17 protein-coding genes and 1 other RNA gene are annotated in these 18,980 nt (G+C 65.2%); 4 read left to right on the top strand and 14 right to left on the bottom strand.

Going from position 1 to position 18,980, the window contains the following annotated elements; genetic code table 11:
* Positions 1-4 precede the first annotated feature (4 nt).
* From fdhF to PQU89_RS05515, 3 genes are all read right to left on the bottom strand, one after another.
* Positions 5-2,662 (bottom strand): formate dehydrogenase subunit alpha, encoded by a 2,658-nt coding sequence (gene fdhF / locus PQU89_RS05525; RefSeq protein ID WP_272764978.1) that lies wholly within the window; start codon positions 2,660-2,662, stop codon positions 5-7.
* The gene (locus tag PQU89_RS05520) at positions 2,650-4,083 is read right to left on the bottom strand and encodes a complex I 51 kDa subunit family protein (protein ID WP_272764977.1); all 1,434 of its coding nucleotides are present in this window, start codon (positions 4,081-4,083) and stop codon (positions 2,650-2,652) included. Before PQU89_RS05520 ends, fdhF begins: the two co-directional genes overlap by 13 nt.
* A 311-nt stretch (positions 4,084-4,394) precedes the next feature.
* Positions 4,395-4,946: a thymidine kinase gene (locus tag PQU89_RS05515; RefSeq protein WP_272764976.1), complete on the bottom strand. Its 552-nt coding sequence runs from the start codon at positions 4,944-4,946 to the stop codon at positions 4,395-4,397.
* 133 nt (positions 4,947-5,079) lie between these two features.
* Between PQU89_RS05515 and PQU89_RS05510 the strand changes: the two genes are divergently transcribed.
* A complete protein-coding gene (locus PQU89_RS05510; protein ID WP_272764975.1) occupies positions 5,080-5,505 on the top strand; it encodes an acyl-CoA thioesterase in 426 nt (141 codons plus the stop codon).
* 168 nt (positions 5,506-5,673) lie between these two features.
* On the opposite strand, the gene PQU89_RS05505 is transcribed toward PQU89_RS05510, so the two are convergent.
* From PQU89_RS05505 to PQU89_RS05490, 4 genes are read right to left on the bottom strand one after another with little or no spacing between them, the layout of a single operon-like run.
* The gene (locus tag PQU89_RS05505; RefSeq protein ID WP_272764974.1) at positions 5,674-6,969 is read right to left on the bottom strand and encodes an MgtC/SapB family protein; all 1,296 of its coding nucleotides are present in this window, start codon (positions 6,967-6,969) and stop codon (positions 5,674-5,676) included.
* Positions 6,970-6,993: 24 nt separating this feature from the next.
* Positions 6,994-8,847 (bottom strand): 1-deoxy-D-xylulose-5-phosphate synthase, encoded by a 1,854-nt coding sequence (gene dxs, locus PQU89_RS05500; RefSeq protein WP_272764973.1) that lies wholly within the window; start codon positions 8,845-8,847, stop codon positions 6,994-6,996.
* A gap of 24 nt (positions 8,848-8,871) precedes the next feature.
* Positions 8,872-9,768 carry a polyprenyl synthetase family protein gene (locus PQU89_RS05495; RefSeq protein WP_272764972.1) on the bottom strand — a complete coding sequence of 299 codons (897 nt, stop codon included), beginning with the start codon at positions 9,766-9,768 and terminating at the stop codon, positions 8,872-8,874.
* A complete protein-coding gene (locus PQU89_RS05490) occupies positions 9,758-9,991 on the bottom strand; it encodes an exodeoxyribonuclease VII small subunit (protein ID WP_047968401.1) in 234 nt (77 codons plus the stop codon). The genes PQU89_RS05495 and PQU89_RS05490 overlap by 11 nt, the downstream gene beginning before the upstream one ends.
* Positions 9,992-10,172: 181 nt before the next feature.
* Between PQU89_RS05490 and PQU89_RS05485 the strand changes: the two genes are divergently transcribed.
* Positions 10,173-11,003: an SDR family oxidoreductase gene (locus PQU89_RS05485; RefSeq protein ID WP_272764971.1), complete on the top strand. Its 831-nt coding sequence runs from the start codon at positions 10,173-10,175 to the stop codon at positions 11,001-11,003.
* A gap of 78 nt (positions 11,004-11,081) precedes the next feature.
* Here the strand turns inward: PQU89_RS05485 and PQU89_RS05480 are convergent, their stop codons facing one another.
* Positions 11,082-12,608, bottom strand: a complete 1,527-nt coding sequence (locus PQU89_RS05480; protein ID WP_272764970.1) for a cyclic-di-GMP receptor FimW-related protein — start codon at positions 12,606-12,608, stop codon at positions 11,082-11,084.
* Positions 12,609-12,733: 125 nt separating this feature from the next.
* Between PQU89_RS05480 and PQU89_RS05475 the strand changes: the two genes are divergently transcribed.
* A complete protein-coding gene (locus tag PQU89_RS05475; protein ID WP_272764969.1) occupies positions 12,734-14,902 on the top strand; it encodes a patatin-like phospholipase family protein in 2,169 nt (722 codons plus the stop codon).
* Positions 14,903-14,912: 10 nt separating this feature from the next.
* Here the strand turns inward: PQU89_RS05475 and PQU89_RS05470 are convergent, their stop codons facing one another.
* The 4 genes from PQU89_RS05470 to PQU89_RS05455 all read right to left on the bottom strand — a co-directional run bounded on the left by PQU89_RS05470 (position 14,913) and on the right by PQU89_RS05455 (position 17,620).
* Positions 14,913-15,803, bottom strand: coding sequence for a tyrosine-type recombinase/integrase (locus PQU89_RS05470; RefSeq protein ID WP_272764968.1), 891 nt, complete (start codon positions 15,801-15,803; stop codon positions 14,913-14,915).
* 2 nt (positions 15,804-15,805) lie between these two features.
* Positions 15,806-16,645: an AAA family ATPase gene (locus PQU89_RS05465; protein ID WP_272764967.1), complete on the bottom strand. Its 840-nt coding sequence runs from the start codon at positions 16,643-16,645 to the stop codon at positions 15,806-15,808.
* 115 nt (positions 16,646-16,760) lie between these two features.
* Positions 16,761-17,177 (bottom strand): hypothetical protein, encoded by a 417-nt coding sequence (locus tag PQU89_RS05460; protein WP_272764966.1) that lies wholly within the window; start codon positions 17,175-17,177, stop codon positions 16,761-16,763.
* On the bottom strand, positions 17,174-17,620 hold the full coding sequence (locus PQU89_RS05455) for an acyl-CoA thioesterase (RefSeq protein WP_272764965.1): 447 nt from the start codon (positions 17,618-17,620) through the stop codon (positions 17,174-17,176). The genes PQU89_RS05460 and PQU89_RS05455 overlap by 4 nt, the downstream gene beginning before the upstream one ends.
* 127 nt (positions 17,621-17,747) lie before the next feature.
* On the opposite strand from PQU89_RS05455, the gene PQU89_RS05450 reads away from it, so the two are divergent.
* A complete protein-coding gene (locus PQU89_RS05450) occupies positions 17,748-18,197 on the top strand; it encodes a universal stress protein (protein ID WP_272757584.1) in 450 nt (149 codons plus the stop codon).
* A gap of 100 nt (positions 18,198-18,297) precedes the next feature.
* Here the strand turns inward: PQU89_RS05450 and PQU89_RS05445 are convergent, their stop codons facing one another.
* On the bottom strand, positions 18,298-18,624 hold the full coding sequence (locus PQU89_RS05445; protein WP_047968489.1) for a helix-turn-helix domain-containing protein: 327 nt from the start codon (positions 18,622-18,624) through the stop codon (positions 18,298-18,300).
* A 205-nt stretch (positions 18,625-18,829) separates the two neighbouring features.
* Positions 18,830-18,928: signal recognition particle sRNA small type (ffs, locus tag PQU89_RS05440), an RNA gene on the bottom strand.
* Positions 18,929-18,980: the final 52 nt, after the last annotated feature.

Below are 18,980 nucleotides of genomic sequence, written 5' to 3'. Positions count from 1 at the left end.
TCGGTTAATCCGTCGCCTTTTCCACCCGCACCGCGGTCAGCTTGTACTCCGGGGCGTGCACCAGCCGGTCGCGCACGCCGGAGGTCAGCCGGTTCAGCAGCAGGTCCGGGCGGTGGAAGCTGGCAAACAGCTGCCCCGCTTGCTGTGCGTCGCTGATGTTCAGCGGCAGCACCGCGCTGCCGTAGCGACTGTGAATGCGCACGCGCTCGCCCTGTTGCAGGCCCAGTCGCGCGGCGTCCGTCGGCGCCATGTCCAGCGTGTCCGACGGCCGCAGCAGTGCATTGCGGCCGCGATAGCTCATGGTGCCGGCGTTGAAGTGGGTCAGCACCCGGCCGGTGACCAGCAGCAGAGGATAGTCGTCATCCGGCTGCTCGCTGCTGGGCAGGAACGGGATGCACGCCAGCGTGGCGGTCTGGCTGGTGGCAAACTGCGAGCCGTGCAGCACCGGCGTGCCGGGGTGCTGTTCATCCGGGCAGGGCCAGTGCAGGCTTTCCTGCGCTAGCCGCGCGTAGCTCAGGCCGGCCCCGGCCGGCCACAGGGCGCGGATCTCGTCCCAGATGGCTTGCGGATCGGCAAAGTCGAAGCCTGCCGGCTGGCCCATGGCGGCGGCCAGGCGGCAGATGATCTGCCAGTCTGGCAGCGCGTCGCCGGGAGGCGGTACCACCTGGCAGATGTGCTGCACGCGGCGGTCGGCATTCATGAAGGTGCCGTCCTTTTCCAGGAAGGAGGCTGCCGGCAGGAACACGTGGCCGAAGCGGCGCGCGGTTTCGTTGAGGAACAGGTCCTGCACGATGACCAGCTCCAGCTGCGCCAGCGAGGCCGCAGTGGCGGCCTCGTTGGCCAGCGTCAGGTAGATGTCGTAGCCCATCGCCCACAACGCCTTGAGGCCGCCGTCGCGGGCGGCGTCCATCATCTGCAGCAGGTCCAGTCCGCGGCTCTGTGGCCGCGGCGTGCCCCAGTAGGCGACGAAGCGCTCGCCGGCGTCGGCAAACGATTGCGCGCCAGTCAGGGTGACCGGGTCGCAGCCCATGTGCGCGGCGCCCTGCACGTTGTTCTGCCCGCGCAAGGGGTTGATGCCGCTGCCGGGTTTACCCAGGTTGCCGCTGAGCAGAGCCAGGTTGATCAGGCACATCACGCCTTCGGTACCCTGCAGATGCTCGGTGACGCCCAGGCCGTGCAGGCACATCGTCGGGCCTTGTGTCGCGTACAGCCGTGCCGCGGCGCGGATGTCGGTGGCGGCCACACCGCAGCCGGAGGCGACCCGTTCCGGTGTGTAGTCGCGCAGGAAATCGGCCAGCTCGGCGTAGCCGGTCACCCGCGCGGCGATGAAGTCGTGGTCCAGTAGATCTTCCTCGATCAGCGTGGCGGCCATCGCGTTGAGCAGCGGCACGTTATGGCCGGGGCGCACCGCCAGGTGGAGGTCAGCCATGGCGGCCAGCTCGGTGCGGCGGGGGTCGATCACCACCAGCCGGGCGCCGCGGCGCACCGCCTGCTTGATGCGGGCGCCGATCACCGGGTGGTTCTCGGTGGGGTTGCAGCCGCACAGCAGGATCGTGGCGGCCTGCTCGATGTCGTCGAAGTGGTTGGTGGCCGCGCCGGTGCCGAGCATGGTTTTCAGCGCCTTGGCGCTGGGGGTGTGGCAGACGCGGGCGCAGCAGTCCACGTTATTACTGCCGATCACCACGCGGGCAAACTTCTGTGCCAGGTAGTTTTCCTCGTTGCTGGCGCGCGCCGAGCCCAGCACGCCGATGGCGTCCGGCCCGTGTTGGCTGCGGATGGCCAGCAGGCGGTTGGCGACAAAGCTCAGCGCCTCGTCCCAACTCACCGGCTGCCACTCGCCGTGCTGCCTGATCATCGGTTGCGTGACGCGGTCGGCGGCGTGGTTGAATTCGAAGCCGTAGCGCCCCTTCAGACACAGGTGGCCACGGTTCACCGGGTGCTGCGCCGGGCGCACCGCCACCACGCGGCCATCGGCGCTGGCGACATCCATCTGGCAGCCGACGCCGCAGTAGCCGCAGGTGGTGCGCGTCCATTGCTGCGCGGTCGTTGCCGGTTTGTCGAACAGCGCGCCGCTGGGGCAGCTGTCGACGCAGGCACCGCAGCTGACGCAGCCATCGGCCAGCATGCTGTTGCCGTGCGCGGTGGCGATGCGGGTCTGCTCGCCGCGCGCCCACGCCGCCCACACGAACTGGCCCTGCACCTCGTCGCATATACGCACGCAGCGCTGGCAGTGGATGCAGCGGTCCATGTCCACGCCGATATAGGGATGGCTGTCGTCGTGAAAGCCGTTGCCGGTCACTTTGCCGCCGGGCTGGATGTGGTACTGGCGCAGCAGGGCATGAAAGGGCAGTTCCGGATGCGCTACCACCGCGCCGGTCGGGTAGCGCTCTGCCAGCAGTTGCAGGTTGCTGTGGCGCAGCGTTTCCAGCGTCGGGGTATGGCTGTGCACCACCATGCCGTCTTCGGTGCGGGTGGCGCAGGCGGGCTGGGGCAGCGGCTGGCCGTCGATGGCGACCAGGCACAGCCGGCAACCACCGCCGGGCGCCAGCCGCGCGTCGTGGCACAACTGCGGCACTGGACTGCCGGCAGCGGCGAGTGCGTCCAGCAGCAGCGTGCCGGCCGGCACGTCATGGGCTTGGCCGTTGAGTATCAGGCGAGGCATGCGCGCAGCTCCTCCGGGTAGTGGCGTTGCAGGGCTTGGGCGAACTCGGCCAGACCACGGCCGTGGCCGCACAGGCTGGCCTGCGCCAGGTTGTCCAGCAGTGCCCGGCAGCGGGCGCCGTCGATGGCCTGGCCGTTGGCCGCGGCGGCAAACTGCCGCGCCAGCTCGGCGGCGCCGTAGTGGCAGGGGGTGCACTTGCCGCAGGACTCGCGCGCGCCAAAGCGGAACACCTCGGCCATGATGGCCAGCAGCGGGGTATCGTCGGCAAAGGCGATCACGCCGCCGTGGCCGACGGCGCAGCCGATGGCGTGCAGCGCCTCGTAGTCCAGCGGTGTGTCCAGCAGTGCCGGCGGTACCAGGCCGGCCAGCGGCCCGCCTATCATCAGTCCGCGCAGTTGGCCGTGGCGCAGCCCCTGTCCCAGCTCGGTCACGATGGCGTGCAGCGGCAGGCCGAATGGCACCTCGTACAGGCCGGGGCGGTTGAAGCTGGCGTTCAGCGACAACAGCTTGCTGCCACGGCTGCGGCCAACCCCCAGTGCGGCGTAGGCCGCCGCGCCGTGGCGGATCAGCCACGGTACCGCGCACAGGGTTTCCACGTTGTGCAGCAGCGTGGGCTGGCCATGCAGCCCGTGCGTGGTGATTTGTGGCGGGCGCAGCCGCGCCTCGGGGCGTTTGCCTTCCAGCGCATTGAGCAGCGCGGTTTCCTCGCCGCACAGGTAGCTGCCGTCGCCGATGTGCAGCGTCAGCTCGAAATCCGTCCCCAGCCAGTCGGCATCGCGTGCCTGTTGCAGCGCGACCTGCAGCACGCGTGCGGCGTGCGGGTACTCCTTGCGCAGGTAGATGACGCCATGGCGGGCGCCAATCGCCTGCGCCGCGATCAGGCAGCCTTCGATCAGGCAATACGGGTCGTCTTCCAGCAGGTAGCGGTCGGAAAAGCTGCCGGGGTCGCCTTCGTCGGCGTTCACCACCAGGTATTTGCGGCTGCCGCTGGCCGCCGCCGCGGCGCGCCACTTGCGGCCGGCCGGAAAACCCGCACCGCCGCGACCGCGCAGGCCGCTGTCGTCCAGCGCCTGCAGCAGCGCCACCTGGCTCATGCGGCGCGCCTGCTGCAGCGCCACGCCGCCGCCGCGCGCCAGGTAGGCGCCGAAGTCGTGGATGCCGCCGGCCAGCACGTTGTCCAGCAGCACGCTATGCGGCAGCAGGCTGGCGATATGCGGGCGCACTGGTGGTGCCCCCGGTGGCAGGTGGCACAGGCCGTGGCAGTACAGGCCGCGGTCCTGCTGCTGCGCCGCGCGCCACGCCGCCGGTGCCTGCGCGCGGGCGGCAAAGCAGGCCAGCCCCTGGCACGGCAGTGCGGCCGGGTCCTCGCCGTGCAGGTGATAGAAACTGTCGACCGCATCCTGACTACCGGCTGGCAACATGGGACGCTCCTTGTGACGGGGAACGGGGTGGCAGTTCTTTATAGTGCCAAGGCCGGCGCCACAGAAAGGCGAGACTGCGGCGGGCTCAGGAAAAGCCGGTTGGCGACGGCATCGGCGCGCGATGATGGTTCGGGTGGGAGGGGGTGTGACGGGTGCACGGGGTCGGGCAAGGTTGGCCGCAAGCGAGACGCGTACCCCGTAATCAGTACTCGCGCCGGCCGGTTAGCGGCGTGGCCGCGCGCGGGATGTGGCCAATAAAAACGCCAGCGCTGGGCGCTGGCGAGATTGCCGGAGAGGTGTGGAGTTGACGCTCAGGCGTAGAAGCACTTGGCGCACACCGCGTGGTAGCGGGCCTCGTCGCCGATCTCCACCTGCGGCCCTTCCTTGATGCGCCGCCCGTCGCCGTCGCGGCGGATGTGCATGGTGGCCTTGCGACCGCAGTGGCAGATGGTCTTGATCTCTTCGATATCTTCCGCCAGCGCCAGCAGCCAGGCCGCGCCGGGGAAGGGCTCGCCGCGAAAATCGCTGCGCAGGCCGAAGCAGATCACCGGCACGTGGCGGGTATGGGCCAGCCGGTGCAGCTGTTGTACCTGCTGTGGTGTCAGGAACTGTGCCTCGTCGATCAGCACGCAGGCGATGTCGGCATAGTCTGCGCCCAGAAAATCGAAATTGTCGTCGTAGGTCAGCGCATCGCGCTGGATATTGAGGCGCGAGGTGATCTTGCCGACGCCGAAGCGGTCGTCGATGGCGGCGGTGTACAGCCGCACCGTCTTGGCCATCGATTCGTAGTTGTTGGCGATCTGCAGCAGTTGCGTGCTTTTGCCGCTGTTCATAGCGGCGTAGCGGAAGAAGAGTTTGGCCATGATGAGCATAAGGCGAGTAAGCCGGCCATTCTAGCGCATGCGGAACACTGTGTTGCACGGTGGCGTGCTGACGTTAACGTCAGTAGCGCGCTATGATCGCATGCTGCAATGCAACCTGATACCGGAGCCCACTATGGAAAAAATCCTGCCACTGCTCGACACCCGCCGCATCAGCATGCGCTGGGGCGATATGGACGCGGTCGGCCACCTCAATAACACCTGCTACTTCCGCTACATGGAGCAGATCCGCGTCGAGTGGCTGGACGACATCGGCTACCCGATCGACCCGCAGGGCATCGGCCCGGTGCTGGGCAGCACCAGCTGTGTCTACAAGCGCGAGATGACCTATCCGGCGACGGTGCTGATCAGTATCGAGGTGGAAAAGGTTGGCCGCAGCAGCCTGAAGCTGCGTCACCACTTCAGGATCGAGGGCGATGCCGACACCGTTTACGCGGTGGGCGAGGCGACGCTGGTGTGGGTCGATTACCAGGCCGGCAAGACGGTGTCGATTCCGGAGGCGATCCGCGAGCGGCTGCGCGCAGTTGGCGCCGACGCCTGAGAACCTGTTCAATGTCTGCTGCGACTGATCTCAACATGGGGCGATACCGCGTTGAAAACGGCTTCGGAATGCTCATTGACCCCATGTCAACTCCGCTTCCTCAGCCGTTTTCGCCTTGTCTCGCTCTAGCTCGCGAGACTTTGAACAGGTTCTGAGCGCCGGGCCGGCTCAGCCCGCGATCAGGTTGAGCCAGAGCCCGATGCCCAGCCCCAGCAGCATCACCACGAAGGTCGGCAGACAGCGCAGCGCCAGCAGGCGGCCGCCGAGGCTGGAGATCAGCCCGAACTTGAACAGGGTATTGCTGGTGATGGCGATGCTGATCGCCAGCAGCGTCGGCATCAGCGCCAGTTGCTGCTTGCCCAGCATCTCCAGCGCGGTCAGGGTGATGGCGTCGACGTCGTTGAGGCCGGAGATCAGCGCGATCACGTACACACCGCGCTGGCCGAACAGGTCGTTCAGCCACGCGCTGCACACCAGCACGATGGCGAACACCAGCGCGAAGCTGAGCGCCAGTTTCAGCTCCGCCGGGTTGCTCAGCTGCAGCGCCGGCGTCTCTTGCTGGTCATTGGCGGGATGGCGCGGGCGCAGCATCACCGTCAGCAGGCCGAGCAGCAGCGGCGGTGCCATCAGCAGGATGGCGCCTTCCAGTGCCGCCGGCGCCACTGCGATGGTGATCAGCGCCAGTCGCACGAACAGTACCAGGTTGGCGAGCAGGATTACCCGTGCCGACAGCATCACCGAGGCCGGATTGTCGCGCGCGGCACGGGCATAGACCAGGCTGGTGGCGGTGGTGGATACCAGGCCGCCGAGGATGCCCAGTACCGGGGTGCCGACGCGCTCGCCGAGCATGCGCACCGCGAAGTAGCCGGCAAGGCCGACGCCGACGATCAGCACCACCATCAGCCAGACCCGGTACGGATTGAAGGCGGCATAGGGGCCGAAACCCTGGTTCGGCAGCACCGGTAGCACGATGAAGGTGAGGGCGGCGAACTGCAGCAGCGCCAGCAGGTCGCGGCGGTCTAGGCGCTGGCTGATGCCGCTCAACTCCGGCTTCAGGTACATCAAGGCGGTGACGATGATGGCGACGGCGACGGCCAGTTCTTCCAGGCCGTTGGCGGAGAGCAGGCCCAGACCGTAGGCCACGACCAGCGCCACCACGGTGGTGGTGCGCGGCTCGTTTTCCTCCGCCTCGCGGCCTAGCGGCAGGAAGCCGAGGCTGGCGATCACCAGCAGGCCCAGCGCCGGCAGCAGCCAGTTCGGGCTGCCGTGCTGCGACAGCACCGCCAGCAGGCAGCCGAACACCGCAGTCATCGGGAAGGTGCGGATGCCGGCCAGCGTGCGCTTCTTGCGTTCGCGTTCCACCCCCATCAGCAGGCCGATGCCGAGGCTGGTGACGATGGCCGGCAGCGCGGCATACGGCGAATCGGCCAGTGACAGCCAGCTGCCCAGATCCCAGTTACTCATGCGCGCGCCCTCCGGCGATGCGGGTTACTGCCCCAGACGGGCGGCGATGCTGGCTTCGATGCCGGCGGCGTCGAGACCGCAGCCGGCCAGCAGCATGGCGGGGTCGCCGTGCTCGACGTAGTCGTCCGGCAAGCCCAGGTGCAGCAGCGGCACCTGTACGTTGGCCGCAGCCAGCACTTCGCCACAGGCACTGCCGGCACCGCCCATGATGGCGTTTTCCTCGACGGTGACGATCAGCTCGTGGCTGGCGGCCAGCTGTTTCACCAGCTCGGCGTCCAGTGGCTTGACGAAGCGCATGTCGGCGACGGTGGCGTCGAACGCTGCGGCCGCCTGCAGCGCCGGCGTCACCATGCTGCCGAAGGCGAGGATCGCCACCTTGCCCTGACCCTGGCGGCGGATGTGGCCCTTGCCCAGCGGCAGTGCCGACATTTCCGGCACGATGGCGGCGCCAGGGCCGGTGCCGCGCGGGTAGCGCACCGCGCTCGGGCCATCCAGCGTGAACGCGGTGTACAGCATCTGGCGGCACTCGTTCTCGTCGGAGGGCGCCATCACCGTCATGTTGGGGATGCAGCGCAGGAAGGACAGGTCGAAGGAGCCGGCGTGGGTCGGGCCATCGGCGCCGACCAGGCCGGCGCGGTCGATGGCGAACACCACCGGCAGGTTCTGCAGCGCCACGTCGTGGATCAGCTGGTCGTAGGCGCGCTGCAGGAAGGTGGAGTAGATCGCCACCACCGGCTTCAGGCCGTCACAGGCGAGGCCGGCGGCAAAGGTCACCGCGTGCTGCTCGGCGATGGCGACGTCGAAGTAGCGCTGCGGATATTCCTGCTCGAAGCGCACCAGGCCGGAGCCTTCGCGCATCGCCGGGGTGATGCCGACCAGGCGCGAATCGAGCTTGGCCATGTCGCAGATCCAGTCGCCGAACACCTGGGTGTACTGCGGCTTGCCGCCGCTCTTGCTGCCGACCAGGCCGTTGGCCGGGTCGAACTTGGTCACGCCGTGGTATTTCACCGGATCGTTTTCGGCCAGCTTGTAGCCCTGACCCTTCTTGGTGACGATGTGCAGGAACTGCGGGCCTTTCAGGCTCTTTATGTTGTTGAGGGTGTCGGTCAGCACGTCGACATCGTGGCCGTCGATCGGGCCGATGTAGTTGAAGCCGAACTCCTCGAACAGCGTGCCGGGCGTGAAAAAGCCCTTCACGTGTTCTTCCACCTTGCTGGCGATGTCGCGCAGCGGCGGGGCGATGCCGCTCAGCACCTTGTTGGAGCCTTGGCGCACGGCGGCATAGAAGCGGCCGGACATGATCTTGGCCAGGTAGTTGTTGAGCGCGCCGACATTGGGCGAGATCGACATGTCGTTGTCGTTGAGGATCACCAGCAGGTTGGTGTCCATCGCGCCGGCGTTGTTCAGCGCCTCGAACGCTTGGCCGGCGGTCATCGAACCGTCGCCGATGATGGCGACGCAGTGGCGCTCGATGCCCTGCAGCTGTGCTGCGACCGCCATGCCCAGCGCGGCGCCGATGGAAGTGGACGAATGGCCGACGCCGAAGGTGTCGTACTCGGATTCGTCACGCTTGGGAAAGCCGGCGAGGCCGCCCTGCTGGCGCATGCTGCCCATGCGCTCGCGGCGGCCGGTGAGAATCTTGTGCGGATAGGTCTGGTGGCCGACGTCCCACACCAGACGGTCGTCCGGGGTGTTGAACACGTAGTGCAGGGCGACGGTCAGCTCCACGCTGCCGAGGTTGGAGGCGAAGTGTCCGCCGGTCTTGCTCACCGATTCGACGATGAATTCGCGCAGCTCGCGCGCAAGCTGCGGTAGGTCGCCGCGTTTCAGCTGGCGCAGGTCCGCCGGGCTGTGGATGGTGTCGAGCAGTGTGGTCATATTGTTGTTGTGTTGTGTTGTCGTTCAGAACGAGCGGGCGACGATGTAGTCGGCCAGCTGTTTCAGACGCGCGGCCTTGTCACCAAACGGTGCCAGCGCGGCCAGCGCGTCGTTGTAGAGTTCGCGGGCAAACTGCTTGGCTTCCTGCAGGCCCATCAGGCTGACGTAGGTCGGCTTGTCGTTGGCCTCGTCCTTGCCGGCGGTCTTGCCGAGGGTGGCGGTGTCGGCTTCGACATCCAGCACGTCGTCGACCACCTGGAAGGCCAGCCCCATGCGCTTGGCGAAATGGTCGAGGCTGTCGGTCTGCTCGGCACTCAGAGGTTGGCCGCACATGGCGCCGAGCAGCACCGCGGCGCGGATCAGGGCGCCGGTTTTCATGCAGTGCATGAACTCCAGCTCGGTCTGGTTCAGGCTGCGGCCAACGCTGGCGAGGTCGATGGCTTGGCCGCCGGCCATGCCGGCGTGGCCAGAGGCGGTAGCGAGGGTGGTCACCATGGCCAGCTGCTGTTGCGGCAGTACCCCGTCCATCGGCCGGCTGAGCAGTTCAAAGGCCAGTGTCTGCAAGGCGTCGCCGACCAGGAGTGCGGTGGCCTCGTCGTAGGCGACGTGACAGGTCGGCTTGCCGCGGCGCAGCACATCGTCGTCCATGCACGGCATGTCGTCGTGTACCAGCGAGTAGGCGTGGATCATCTCCACGGCACAGGCCACGCGGGCAAGGTTGGCCGCATCGGCGGCAACCAGCTCACCGGCGGCGAACGCCAGCAGCGGGCGCACGCGCTTGCCGCCCTGCAGCGTGCTGTAGCGCATCGCCTGGTGCAGTTGCTGCGGGGCGCGCTGTTCGTCCGGCAGTGCCGCTTCCAGTGCTCTTTCGACGTATTGCTGGGTGGCGGTCATCCAGCCGACAAAGTTTTCATTGCTCATGGCTGATGTCCAGTGGCTTGAGTTCGCCGTTTTCCAGCACCCGCAGCTGTTGTTCGGCATCGGCCAGCTTGGCCTGGCAGAACTTCATCAGTTCGATGCCCTGCTTGTAGGAGGCGAGTGCCGCATCCAGCGGCATGTCGCCGCTTTCCATTGCCTGGATGATGTCTTCCAGTTGTGCCAGCGAGCTTTCGAAGCTTGCCGGCGCCTTGGCGGATTTGGCCATTACCTTATTCCTCATGCATTGTTCGGTTTACCGGTCGCCATTGTAGGTGTTTTCTGCGTCCGCACAAAGTGGCGCCTGTGTTTGCCCGTGCGCGACGCATGGCAACACGCCTGTTGCGTTTGACCCCCGGCGAGCGGCTGTTTATCGTGGCGGCCTGAATGATTGACGAAAGGGTGGCAGCGTGGCGGCCAAAAGCATCTTGATTACCGGCTGTTCGTCCGGCATTGGTCTGGTGGTGGCACAAGGGTTGGCCGCAAAGGGCTGGCGCGTGTTCGCCAGCGCGCGCAAGGCGGAGGACGTCAGCCGTCTGCAGCAGCAGGGGCTGGAAGCGCTGTCGCTGGATGTGGACGACAGCGCCAGCATCCACGCCGCGGTGGCCGAGGTGCTGCGCCGCACCGGCGGCACGCTGGACGCGCTGTTCAACAATGCCGGATACGGCCAGCCCGGCGCTGCCGAGGACGTGCCGCGCCACGCGATGCGGGCGCAGTTCGAGACCAACCTGTTCGGCGCCTGGGAGCTGCTGAATGCGGTGTTACCGGTGATGCGGCGCCAGGGGTATGGCCGCGTACTGTTCAACAGCTCGGTGCTGGGGTTTGCCGCGATGAAGTATCGCGGCGCCTACAACGCCAGCAAGTACGCGATGGAAGGATTGTGCGACACCCTGCGGCTGGAGCTGGCCGGGAGCGGCATCCATATCAGCCTGATCGAGCCGGGCCCGATCGAGAGCCGCTTCCGTCCCAATGCCTTGGCCAAGTTTCTGGCCAACATCGACATCGCGCACAGTGCGCACCGCGCCTCTTACGAAAAGCAGTTGCTGCGGCTGAAGAAGGAAGGCCACGCCGCGCCGTTCACCTTGCCGGCGACGGCGGTGCTGGCCAAGGTGGAGCGGGCCTTGCTGGCCGCACGGCCGGCGGCGCGCTACCGGGTCACCTTTCCGACGCACCTGTTCTGGTGGCTGAAGCGGCTGCTGCCGACGCGCTGGCTGGACGCGGTACTGGGGCGGGCGGCGTGAGCAGGCTTGCTGTCAGGCGGGCATGAAAAAGGCGGTCACCAGTGGTGACCGCCTTTTTTGGCCGGATGGAAACCAAGTTCAGTCGCTGAGCCGTTCCAGGGTCTCGAATTCGACCTGGTGGCAGTCCTCGAATTGGCTGATCACGCTGCTGATGCGGATCTGGTAGGACTTGCCGTTGGCGAGGAAATTGAGCAGCTTGCCCGGCTTGGCAAAGGACTTGGGCACGATGAAGACGCGCTTGCCTTTCTGGGCATTGGTCTGCGTGATGTACAGGCCGTTGTGGTTGGAGATTGCCTCTCGCTCGTTTTCGCTGAGGATCACCGGCAATGGCAGGCTGCCAAGCAGCTCCACGCCGATGCGGGTGCCGCCTTCCGGCAGGCGCTGCACGCGGCGGATGATGCCGAGCTGGTTGGGGCGGTCTTTTTGCGACACCCAGATGCTGCGGCCGATGATCAGGCTTTCCACCGCGCGGCCGATGTAGATCAGCCCCATGCCGACTTCGCTGGTGTCGTTGACCCGCCATTCCGGCACCAGGTTGTCGTCGCCCAGCGGCAGGGTGCGGTTGACTTTCAGGTGGTGGGCGATGCGCTCAAACCCGACTTCCACCCGCGCCTGGCCGGTCGACGACAGGCGTTCGTGACGGCGCATCGACTTGCCGCCATCCTGTGACCAGCGCGTCGACAGTTTCTGCAGCATGTCGCGCCACAGATCCAGGCTCATTTCCGGCAGCGCGCGGGCAAAGGCTTCCGGGATGCCCTGGTCAAAATCGAGGATCAGGTCGGCAAGCCGGTTGACGACGTGGTCGCCGGACCAGTAGCGGCAGCCCTTACCCAGCACGCCGCGGCGCAGCAGTTGCGGCGCGGCGGGCATGTCGAGGTTGATCACGTACTGGAATTCGCTTTGCGTGGCCTGCAGTTCCAGCTGCACGCCTTCCACCAGTCGTTCCAGCAGCAGGTGGATGGCCTCGATTTCCTGCGGCAGCAGGTTGTCGGTCTGCGCCAGGTGCAGCATCGCCGCCTGGATCAGCAGCTCTTCCGGGGAAATGCTGCTGTTCAGCCGGTCGTACAGCGCAATGCGCTTGGTGTGGAACTGTTCCTGCTCTGCGAACTGGTACAGGTGATAGGCTTGCTGCCAGGTGTTGCCCTCGGCCGAGATGTAGCGCAGCGCGCTCCATTTCACCAGGCTTAGCTGGTGGTGCAGCGCGCGGGCGGTGGCCAGCTCGATGTTGCCGTCGACGACAAAATTCTTGGCGCTGTGCATCTGGCGCAGGCACAGCTGGTAACCGTTGGACAGTTCGGTCCAGTAGGACAGGATGCTGGGCAGGAACGATTTTGAACGCGGCGAGCCGCGCAGGAATTCACTGCACAGCTTGCTGTGCATGCCCACGGACTGGCCGTCGACGTAGAGCAGGGTGCTGATGCGGTCCTTCAGGGTGACCGTGGCATCCTTGTTGATCTTGCTGACCGCCTTGATGACCTCGATCAGCGCCGTGTAATACTCGTCACTTGGCAGGTTTTTCACCAGCAAGGTGGCGGAGACGGTGCTGTCGCTGGGTTTTTTCTTCCCGACCAGGGATCCCAGAATGGTTTTAATGTTGTCGATCATTACGTGGAGATGGACTCGGCGAGGTTGAAGGCCAGGGTAACGTGATTATCCCGCTATATTATCGTATCTCGGACCAATAACAGAAAGAGTCATTACTGCCTATGCTTTTTTCCGGATCTTGGCGCTTGCACCTGGCCGTCGTCTTGCTGCTGTTGCCGCTGCTGGTTCATGCCGCCACTCCGCCACGGCTGGGGGTGGTACTCGGTGGGGGCGGGGCGCGCGGTTTTGCCCACTTGGGCGTGCTGCAGGAGCTGGAGCGCTTGCGGGTGCCGGTGGCCTGCATCGCGGGCACCAGTGCCGGCGCCCTGATCGGCGGCGCCTACGCCAGCGGTCGTGCTCTGGACGAGATGGCCGGGCTGTTTCGCCATGCCGACTGGGATGTACTGCTGTCGGGCAAGCCGGCACGGCAGGACGTACCCTACCTGCGCAAGCAGGGCGATCTGGTCAATTACTTCGATCTGTCCTTTGGCGTGCGCGACGGTGAGCTGCGCATTCCGCGCGGCGCGATCAATTCTCAGGCCATCGACCTGTTCATCCGCGAGCTGACCCGCGCCCGCGACGAGCCCAGCTTCGACCGCTTGTCGATCCCGTTTCGCGCGGTGGCCACCGATCTGGAAAGCGGCGATGCGGTGGTGTTTGACCGTGGTGACCTGAGCCTGGCGATGCGCGCCAGCATGGCGGTGCCGGGGCTGTTCGATGTGGTGGAGCATGACGGTCGACTACTGGTGGATGGCGGCCTGGCGCGGCAGCTGCCGGTGGAAGAGCTGCTCGGTGGCTGCGCCGACGTGCTGCTGGTGATCGATGTCGGCACCCCGCCGCTGAAGGCGGAGCAGCTGCGCAGCTTCATCAATGTGCTGGACCAGACCAGCTACCTGATGGTGGCGCGCAACAGCAAGGAGCAGCTGGCGAAGATGCGGCCGCAGGACTTGCTGTTGCGGCCAATCCTGGACGGCTTTTCTCCCGCCGATTTTGCGCGCAATGCCGACATCGTCGAAGCCGGCCGGCGCGCGGCGCAGGGCATCGCCGCGCAACTGGCGCCGTTCGCGCTGCCGGCAGAGCACTATGCCGCCAGGCAGGCGACGAGGCGGGCGCCGCTGTCGGCGCGCATCGACCGCGTCGAGGTGGCCGGCAATTTCGACTTTGTCGACCCGCAGGCGCTGCAGCAGCGGCTGTCGGCCGCTTCCACCGCGCTGCCGCTGGACACCTTTCACCGTCGGTTGACCGAGGTGTTTGCCGATGGCGACCTGGAGCGGCTGTCCTACCGTACCGCGTTCGAGCAGGGGCAGAATGTGGCACGGGTGACGGCGGAAGAGCGCTTTGTCGGCCCCAATTACCTGCGCGCCGGCCTGAGTCTGAGTAGCGCCACCCATGGTCGTGCCAGCTTTGCGCTGCTGGGCGAGCACAAGCGCAGCTGGCTGAACGCGGCCGGCGGCATGTGGCTCAACGAATTGCGGCTGGGCGAGGAGCCGATGCTGCGCAGCGAGTGGTACCAGCCGCTGGCGACCGACAGCCAGCTGTTCGCCAGCCTGTCGGCGCGTTACGAGGACCGGCTGTATTCGTTGTACTCGCCCGGCCACCGGCGCGAGGCGGATTTCATCTTCGGTACCACGCAGGCCAATGCCGATCTGGGCTGGGATTTCCGGCAGTTCGGTGAATTGCGGCTGGGGGTGTACCAGAGCCGCACCGCGCTGCGGCTGAAAACCGGCGCGGCGGTCTACGACGATGCGCGCGAGCGGCAGAGTGCGCGCGGCGTGCGGATGCTGTTCAACTACGACCAGCTGGACAATCCACGTTGGCCGCGGCAGGGCATGGCGGCACAGTTCTCGCTGTCGGCGCCGTACACCATGGCGCTGGATGAGCGCTATCACAGTATCGGCATCCGTCTAGACGCGGCGCAGCTGCTGCCGCGCGATGTCACGCTGCGCACCACCGCGCGGTTTGACGGCTCCTTCGGGCGCGGCGACGGCATGGTCTATGCGCTGGGCGGCTTCAACAACCTGTCCGGCTATCAGCCGGGCGAGCTGCTGGCCAGTCGCACCGCCTTGCTGCGCAGCATGCTGTACTGGCGTGCCGCCGGCTTGCCGTCGGCGCTCGGCTCCGGGCTGTATGCCGGGGTGTCGTTCGAGGCCGGCAAGGCGTGGCGCACGGTGTGGGATCAGCGCAATAGCAGCTGGTTGCCGGGTATGACGCTGTTTCTGGGTGCGGACACCGTGCTGGGGCCGTGGTCGGTCGGGGTCGGCAATGCAAAGGGCGGGCAGTGGACCGGCTATTTCAGCCTCGGCGCGCAGTACTGAGCGCCGCGCGTTACGAGTTGTCCGGTGTCTTCTTGGCGCGCGGGTGGGCGCCGTCGTAGACCTTGGCCAGATGCTGAAAGTCGAGGCTGGTGTAGATCTGGGTGGTGGCCAGGTTGGCGTGGCCCAGCATTTCCTGCACCGCGCGCAGATCGCCGGATGACTGCAGGATGTGACTGGCAAACGAGTGGCGCAGCATGTGCGGGTGCACGTGCTGCTCGCAGTCGCTTTGCAGTCGCCATTTTTCCAGTCGCCGTGCCAGTTGCCGCGACGACAGCCGTGTTCCCTGTTCCGACACGAATAGCGCGTCATCCTGGGTGCTGCCGCGCACTTCCAGCCAGCGGCGCAGCGCGTCGGCGGCACTGCGACCAACCGGCAGCAGCCGTTCGCGCTTGCCCTTGCCGCTGACCTTGACCAGCTGTTGTGACAGGTCGAGGTCGGCAACATTGAGTGAGGTGGTTTCGCTCAGGCGCAGGCCGGAGGAGTACATCAATTCAAACATGGCGTGGTCGCGCCATTGCAGTCGCCCCTCGCTGGGTTGGTCCAGCAGCTGCATGGTAGCGTCGACGCTGAGCGCCTTGGGCAGGCGTTGCGGTGCCCGTGGCGGTCGCAGGCCGGCGCAAGGGTTGGCCGCAATGTGCTCCTGCCGGATCATCCAGTGGAACAGGTTGCGCCAGCTGGACAGGATGCGCGCCAGCGAGCGCGGCGACAGCCCCTGGTGGCGCAACTGCGCCAGCGCCCGCTGCACGGCGAGGGTGTTGACCTGTTCCGGCTGCTCCAGCCGGGTCAGCCTGGCGAGATAGGCAATATCGCGCGCGTAGGCCTCGCGCGTGTGCTCGCTCCTTGCGGCCAACTGCAGTTGCTGGTCGAACTGCTGCAGCTTGGCGGTCCAGGCTTCATTCATGGTCAGTTGCGGCGCGCGCGGGTGGCGTTGAGGATGCGCTCCAGTAGCGACATGTCCTGCTCGTTCTTCAGCAGGGCGCCGGCAAACGGCGGTACGCCGCCATTCTGGATGGCATCGTCCGGCGTGCCGTCGGCCTGCAGCAGACGCAGCCAGTCCAGCAGCTCCGAGGTCGACGGTTTCTTCTTGATGCCGGGCAGCTCGCGAATGGCGAGGAAGCCTTCCAGCGCACTGCGCAGCAGGCTGTCACGCAGCGTCGGGAAGTGGGCGTTGACGATGCGCTGCAGGGTGTCCTGATCGGGGAAGCGGATGTAGTGGAAGAAGCAGCGGCGCAGGAAGGCGTCGGGCAGCTCTTTCTCGTTGTTGGAGGTGATGACGATGATGGGACGCTGGTGGGCCTTGATCTGCTCCTGCGTCTCGTGCACGAAGAACTCCATCTGGTCCAGTTCGCGCAGCAGGTCGTTGGGGAACTCGATGTCGGCCTTGTCGATTTCGTCGATCAGCAGCACCGGTGCCTCGCTGGCCTCGAACGCCTGCCACAGCTTGCCTTTGACGATGTAGTTGCTGATGTGGTGCACGCGCTCGTTGCCGAGCTGCGAGTCGCGCAGGCGCGATACGGCATCGTACTCGTACAGGCCGTGCTGCGCCTTGGTGGTGGATTTGACCGGCCACACGATCAGCTGCTTGCCCAGCGCCTTCGCCAGTTGTTCGGCAAGCATGGTCTTGCCGGTGCCGGGCTCGCCCTTGATCAGTAGCGGACGTTCCAGGGTGATGGCGGCGTTGACCGCGGTCATCAGGTCGGGGGTGGCAATGTACTGCTCGCTGCCGGTGAATTTCTGGTGCATGTGATGGGCTCGTGTTGGATGGTAGTTGCCGAACGAAAGCGGCCACTCAGGGTGGCCGTTGCGGTGCAGCAGTGCCTGCGCTGATTATGGTTCAGCTACAGGGCGCGCCAGGGTGTTACTGGCGGATGAATTCGTTTTCCAGGTCTTCCAGCGACAGCTGCCAGTGCTGCATCATGTGGCGCAGCAGCAGCATTTCCGGGTCGCTGATCGCGCTGTCGGCCTTGCAGATGTCCAGCGCGATGGCGCAGCACAGCAGGCGCTTGCTGCGATCGGTGATCAAGTCCAGCACCTCGTTGACGCGCTGTGGCGACAGCAGATGGATGGTGCCGTCGTTTTCAGCTTCGTCGGAGACGTCGTCGCAGTACTTGGCCAGTACCTCAATGAAGCGCTTGCGCGACAGGCCGATGATTTCATAGACGTTCAGGCTTTCCATGGATTCGATCTCGCGCGCTTCCATTTCGCCATCGGTAATCATGAACATGGCAAGGATGCGGGCAAGGGCTTCCGGACTGTTCGTGGGGTAGTTCTTCATGTCGCGACTCCTTCTTGTTTCAGTCTGAATTGCGCGGCAAAGGCGGCTGGTACAGCGGTTGCTTTCCGCTGCTGGTAGTCAAAGAAGACAATGCCGGTCTTGATATGCAGTATTGCGGCATTGTCGCTCATGCGTCGGGCTTGGTAAATGAAATCGCAGCCGCAGCGGCTAAAGTCGGTGATGCCGAGGCTGAATGCCAGCGTGTCACCATGGAAGGCCTCGTTGCGGTAGATCACCGCCGCGTCGCTCATGATGATGCCGGCACCGTAAACATCCATCTCGGTGCAGTCAAGACTTTGCAGGAACCGCAGCCGGACCTCGTGGGCGAAGCGCAACGCGGCATCGTTGCCCAGATGGCCGCCATAATTGATATCGCTGATGCGGATGTCGAGCCGGCAGTCGAACACCGGGTTGTCGATCTCCGGCAAGGTGAGGCGTGCCATGCGTTAACCTGTTGCGAGGGTTTTTGTCATACTGCACCCGCTGTTAATCTTTATCAATACTTTCCTCGGCGCCGGTAATCTAGTATGAATACAGCAATTCAATCGTGTGTCGAGACGGGAGGTCACCATGTATCAGCGTATTTTTGTGCCGGTTGATGATAGCGAAACATCGGCATTGGCCCTGGCTGAAGCGTGCAAGCTGGCCAAGGAGGTTGGTGCTGCCGTGAAGATGGTGCACGTGGTGGATCTGGCGCAGTTTGGCTGGGGGGGAGCCGAGTTTCTGGATGCCGCGGAGTTGCAGGGTTCGATTCGTGAGGCGGGCGAACAGGTGTTGTCGCAGGCACGGACGCGCGCCGAGGCGCTGGGTGTGGTGCCGGAAACCGCCATCATCGAAAGCTGGGGTGATCGTATCGCCAGTGTCATCATGGACGACGCCAGCAAGTGGGGAGCGGACCTGCTGGTGATGGGCACCCATGGCATTGGCGGCCTGATGCACCTGCTGTTGGGAAGTGTCGCCGAAGGGGTGCTGAAGATCGCCGATGTGCCGGTGCTGCTGGTGCGCAATACCGGAGATTGATCACGTTTGCCGCCTGCAGTGCCGACCTTGTCGTGCTTCAGGCAACGAAAAACGCCCCGGAGAACCGGGGCGTTTTTTTATGGTTGCGTCAGCCGCTTGCTCAGGCTTCGGCAACGGTGCCTTCTGCTTCGCCTTGGGTGTCAAGGCGGGCGCGAACCGCTTTACGCAGGCTCTTGTACAGGTCCGGGTGGGTTTCCTTGAGATATTCAACGATCTCGAAGTCTTCACGACGGACTTTTGCCAGGTCGATCTGCTCGACATGCACCAGACGGAGCAATTCGCGTACCGGCTTTGGCATGTTGCGACCGCTTTCATAGCGCGAACCACCGGACTGGGTCACGCCGATGCGGCTCCAGAATTCCTGTTGGTTCAAGCCAAGCTTGCGGCGGATTTCGCGCGGATTGGGGATTTTATCAAACAATTTCATGGCGTTCCTCGCATATGAGTTCTGTTAATCATGGACGGGGTAGTGTCCGCGTGACTTTTGCAAAAAATAAAACATATGGCCGAGTCTTTGCCCAGCCTTATTTGACTTGCATCAGTATGATAGCAGGATTGCGAGAAAAAGGACAGTGTAATTTATGCGAAACGCCCGTTGCCGATAGTGAGCTATCGGCAACGGGGTAAATTGGGGTGGCGAGCCCGACCCCCGGCACTTGCGCTAAACGGCTGTGGCTGCTTCCTTCCGGACCTGACCAGGTTGACCATCGCACAATGCGGGGAGACCCGCCATTGAGGAAAGACATTTTACAGATAAAGCCTCTCAATGGCAAGGAGAGTTTG

This window comes from Vogesella indigofera, from assembly GCF_028548395.1.
GTDB classification, from domain to species: Bacteria; Pseudomonadota; Gammaproteobacteria; order Burkholderiales; family Chromobacteriaceae; genus Vogesella; species Vogesella indigofera_A.
The sequence above is the reverse complement of the archived record's forward strand: the minus strand, read 5'-3'. Positions and strand labels throughout refer to the sequence as shown.

Excerpts from the sequence above, each read along its gene's own strand:
- dxs (WP_272764973.1), bottom strand. The coding sequence starts at position 8,847 with ATGACCACACTGCTCGACACCATCCACAGCCCGGCGGACCTGCGCCAG.
- PQU89_RS05470 (WP_272764968.1), bottom strand. The coding sequence starts at position 15,803 with ATGAATGAAGCCTGGACCGCCAAGCTGCAGCAGTTCGACCAGCAACTG.
- PQU89_RS05480 (WP_272764970.1), bottom strand. The coding sequence starts at position 12,608 with ATGATCGACAACATTAAAACCATTCTGGGATCCCTGGTCGGGAAGAAA.
- PQU89_RS05515 (WP_272764976.1), bottom strand. The coding sequence starts at position 4,946 with ATGGCCAAACTCTTCTTCCGCTACGCCGCTATGAACAGCGGCAAAAGC.
- PQU89_RS05445 (WP_047968489.1), bottom strand. The coding sequence starts at position 18,624 with ATGAAATTGTTTGATAAAATCCCCAATCCGCGCGAAATCCGCCGCAAG.
- fdhF (WP_272764978.1), bottom strand. The coding sequence starts at position 2,662 with ATGCCTCGCCTGATACTCAACGGCCAAGCCCATGACGTGCCGGCCGGC.
- PQU89_RS05510 (WP_272764975.1), top strand. The coding sequence starts at position 5,080 with ATGGAAAAAATCCTGCCACTGCTCGACACCCGCCGCATCAGCATGCGC.
- PQU89_RS05490 (WP_047968401.1), bottom strand. The coding sequence starts at position 9,991 with ATGGCCAAATCCGCCAAGGCGCCGGCAAGCTTCGAAAGCTCGCTGGCA.
- PQU89_RS05465 (WP_272764967.1), bottom strand. The coding sequence starts at position 16,645 with ATGCACCAGAAATTCACCGGCAGCGAGCAGTACATTGCCACCCCCGAC.
- PQU89_RS05520 (WP_272764977.1), bottom strand. The coding sequence starts at position 4,083 with ATGTTGCCAGCCGGTAGTCAGGATGCGGTCGACAGTTTCTATCACCTG.
- PQU89_RS05455 (WP_272764965.1), bottom strand. The coding sequence starts at position 17,620 with ATGGCACGCCTCACCTTGCCGGAGATCGACAACCCGGTGTTCGACTGC.
- PQU89_RS05460 (WP_272764966.1), bottom strand. The coding sequence starts at position 17,177 with ATGAAGAACTACCCCACGAACAGTCCGGAAGCCCTTGCCCGCATCCTT.
- PQU89_RS05505 (WP_272764974.1), bottom strand. The coding sequence starts at position 6,969 with ATGAGTAACTGGGATCTGGGCAGCTGGCTGTCACTGGCCGATTCGCCG.
- PQU89_RS05495 (WP_272764972.1), bottom strand. The coding sequence starts at position 9,768 with ATGAGCAATGAAAACTTTGTCGGCTGGATGACCGCCACCCAGCAATAC.
- PQU89_RS05450 (WP_272757584.1), top strand. The coding sequence starts at position 17,748 with ATGTATCAGCGTATTTTTGTGCCGGTTGATGATAGCGAAACATCGGCA.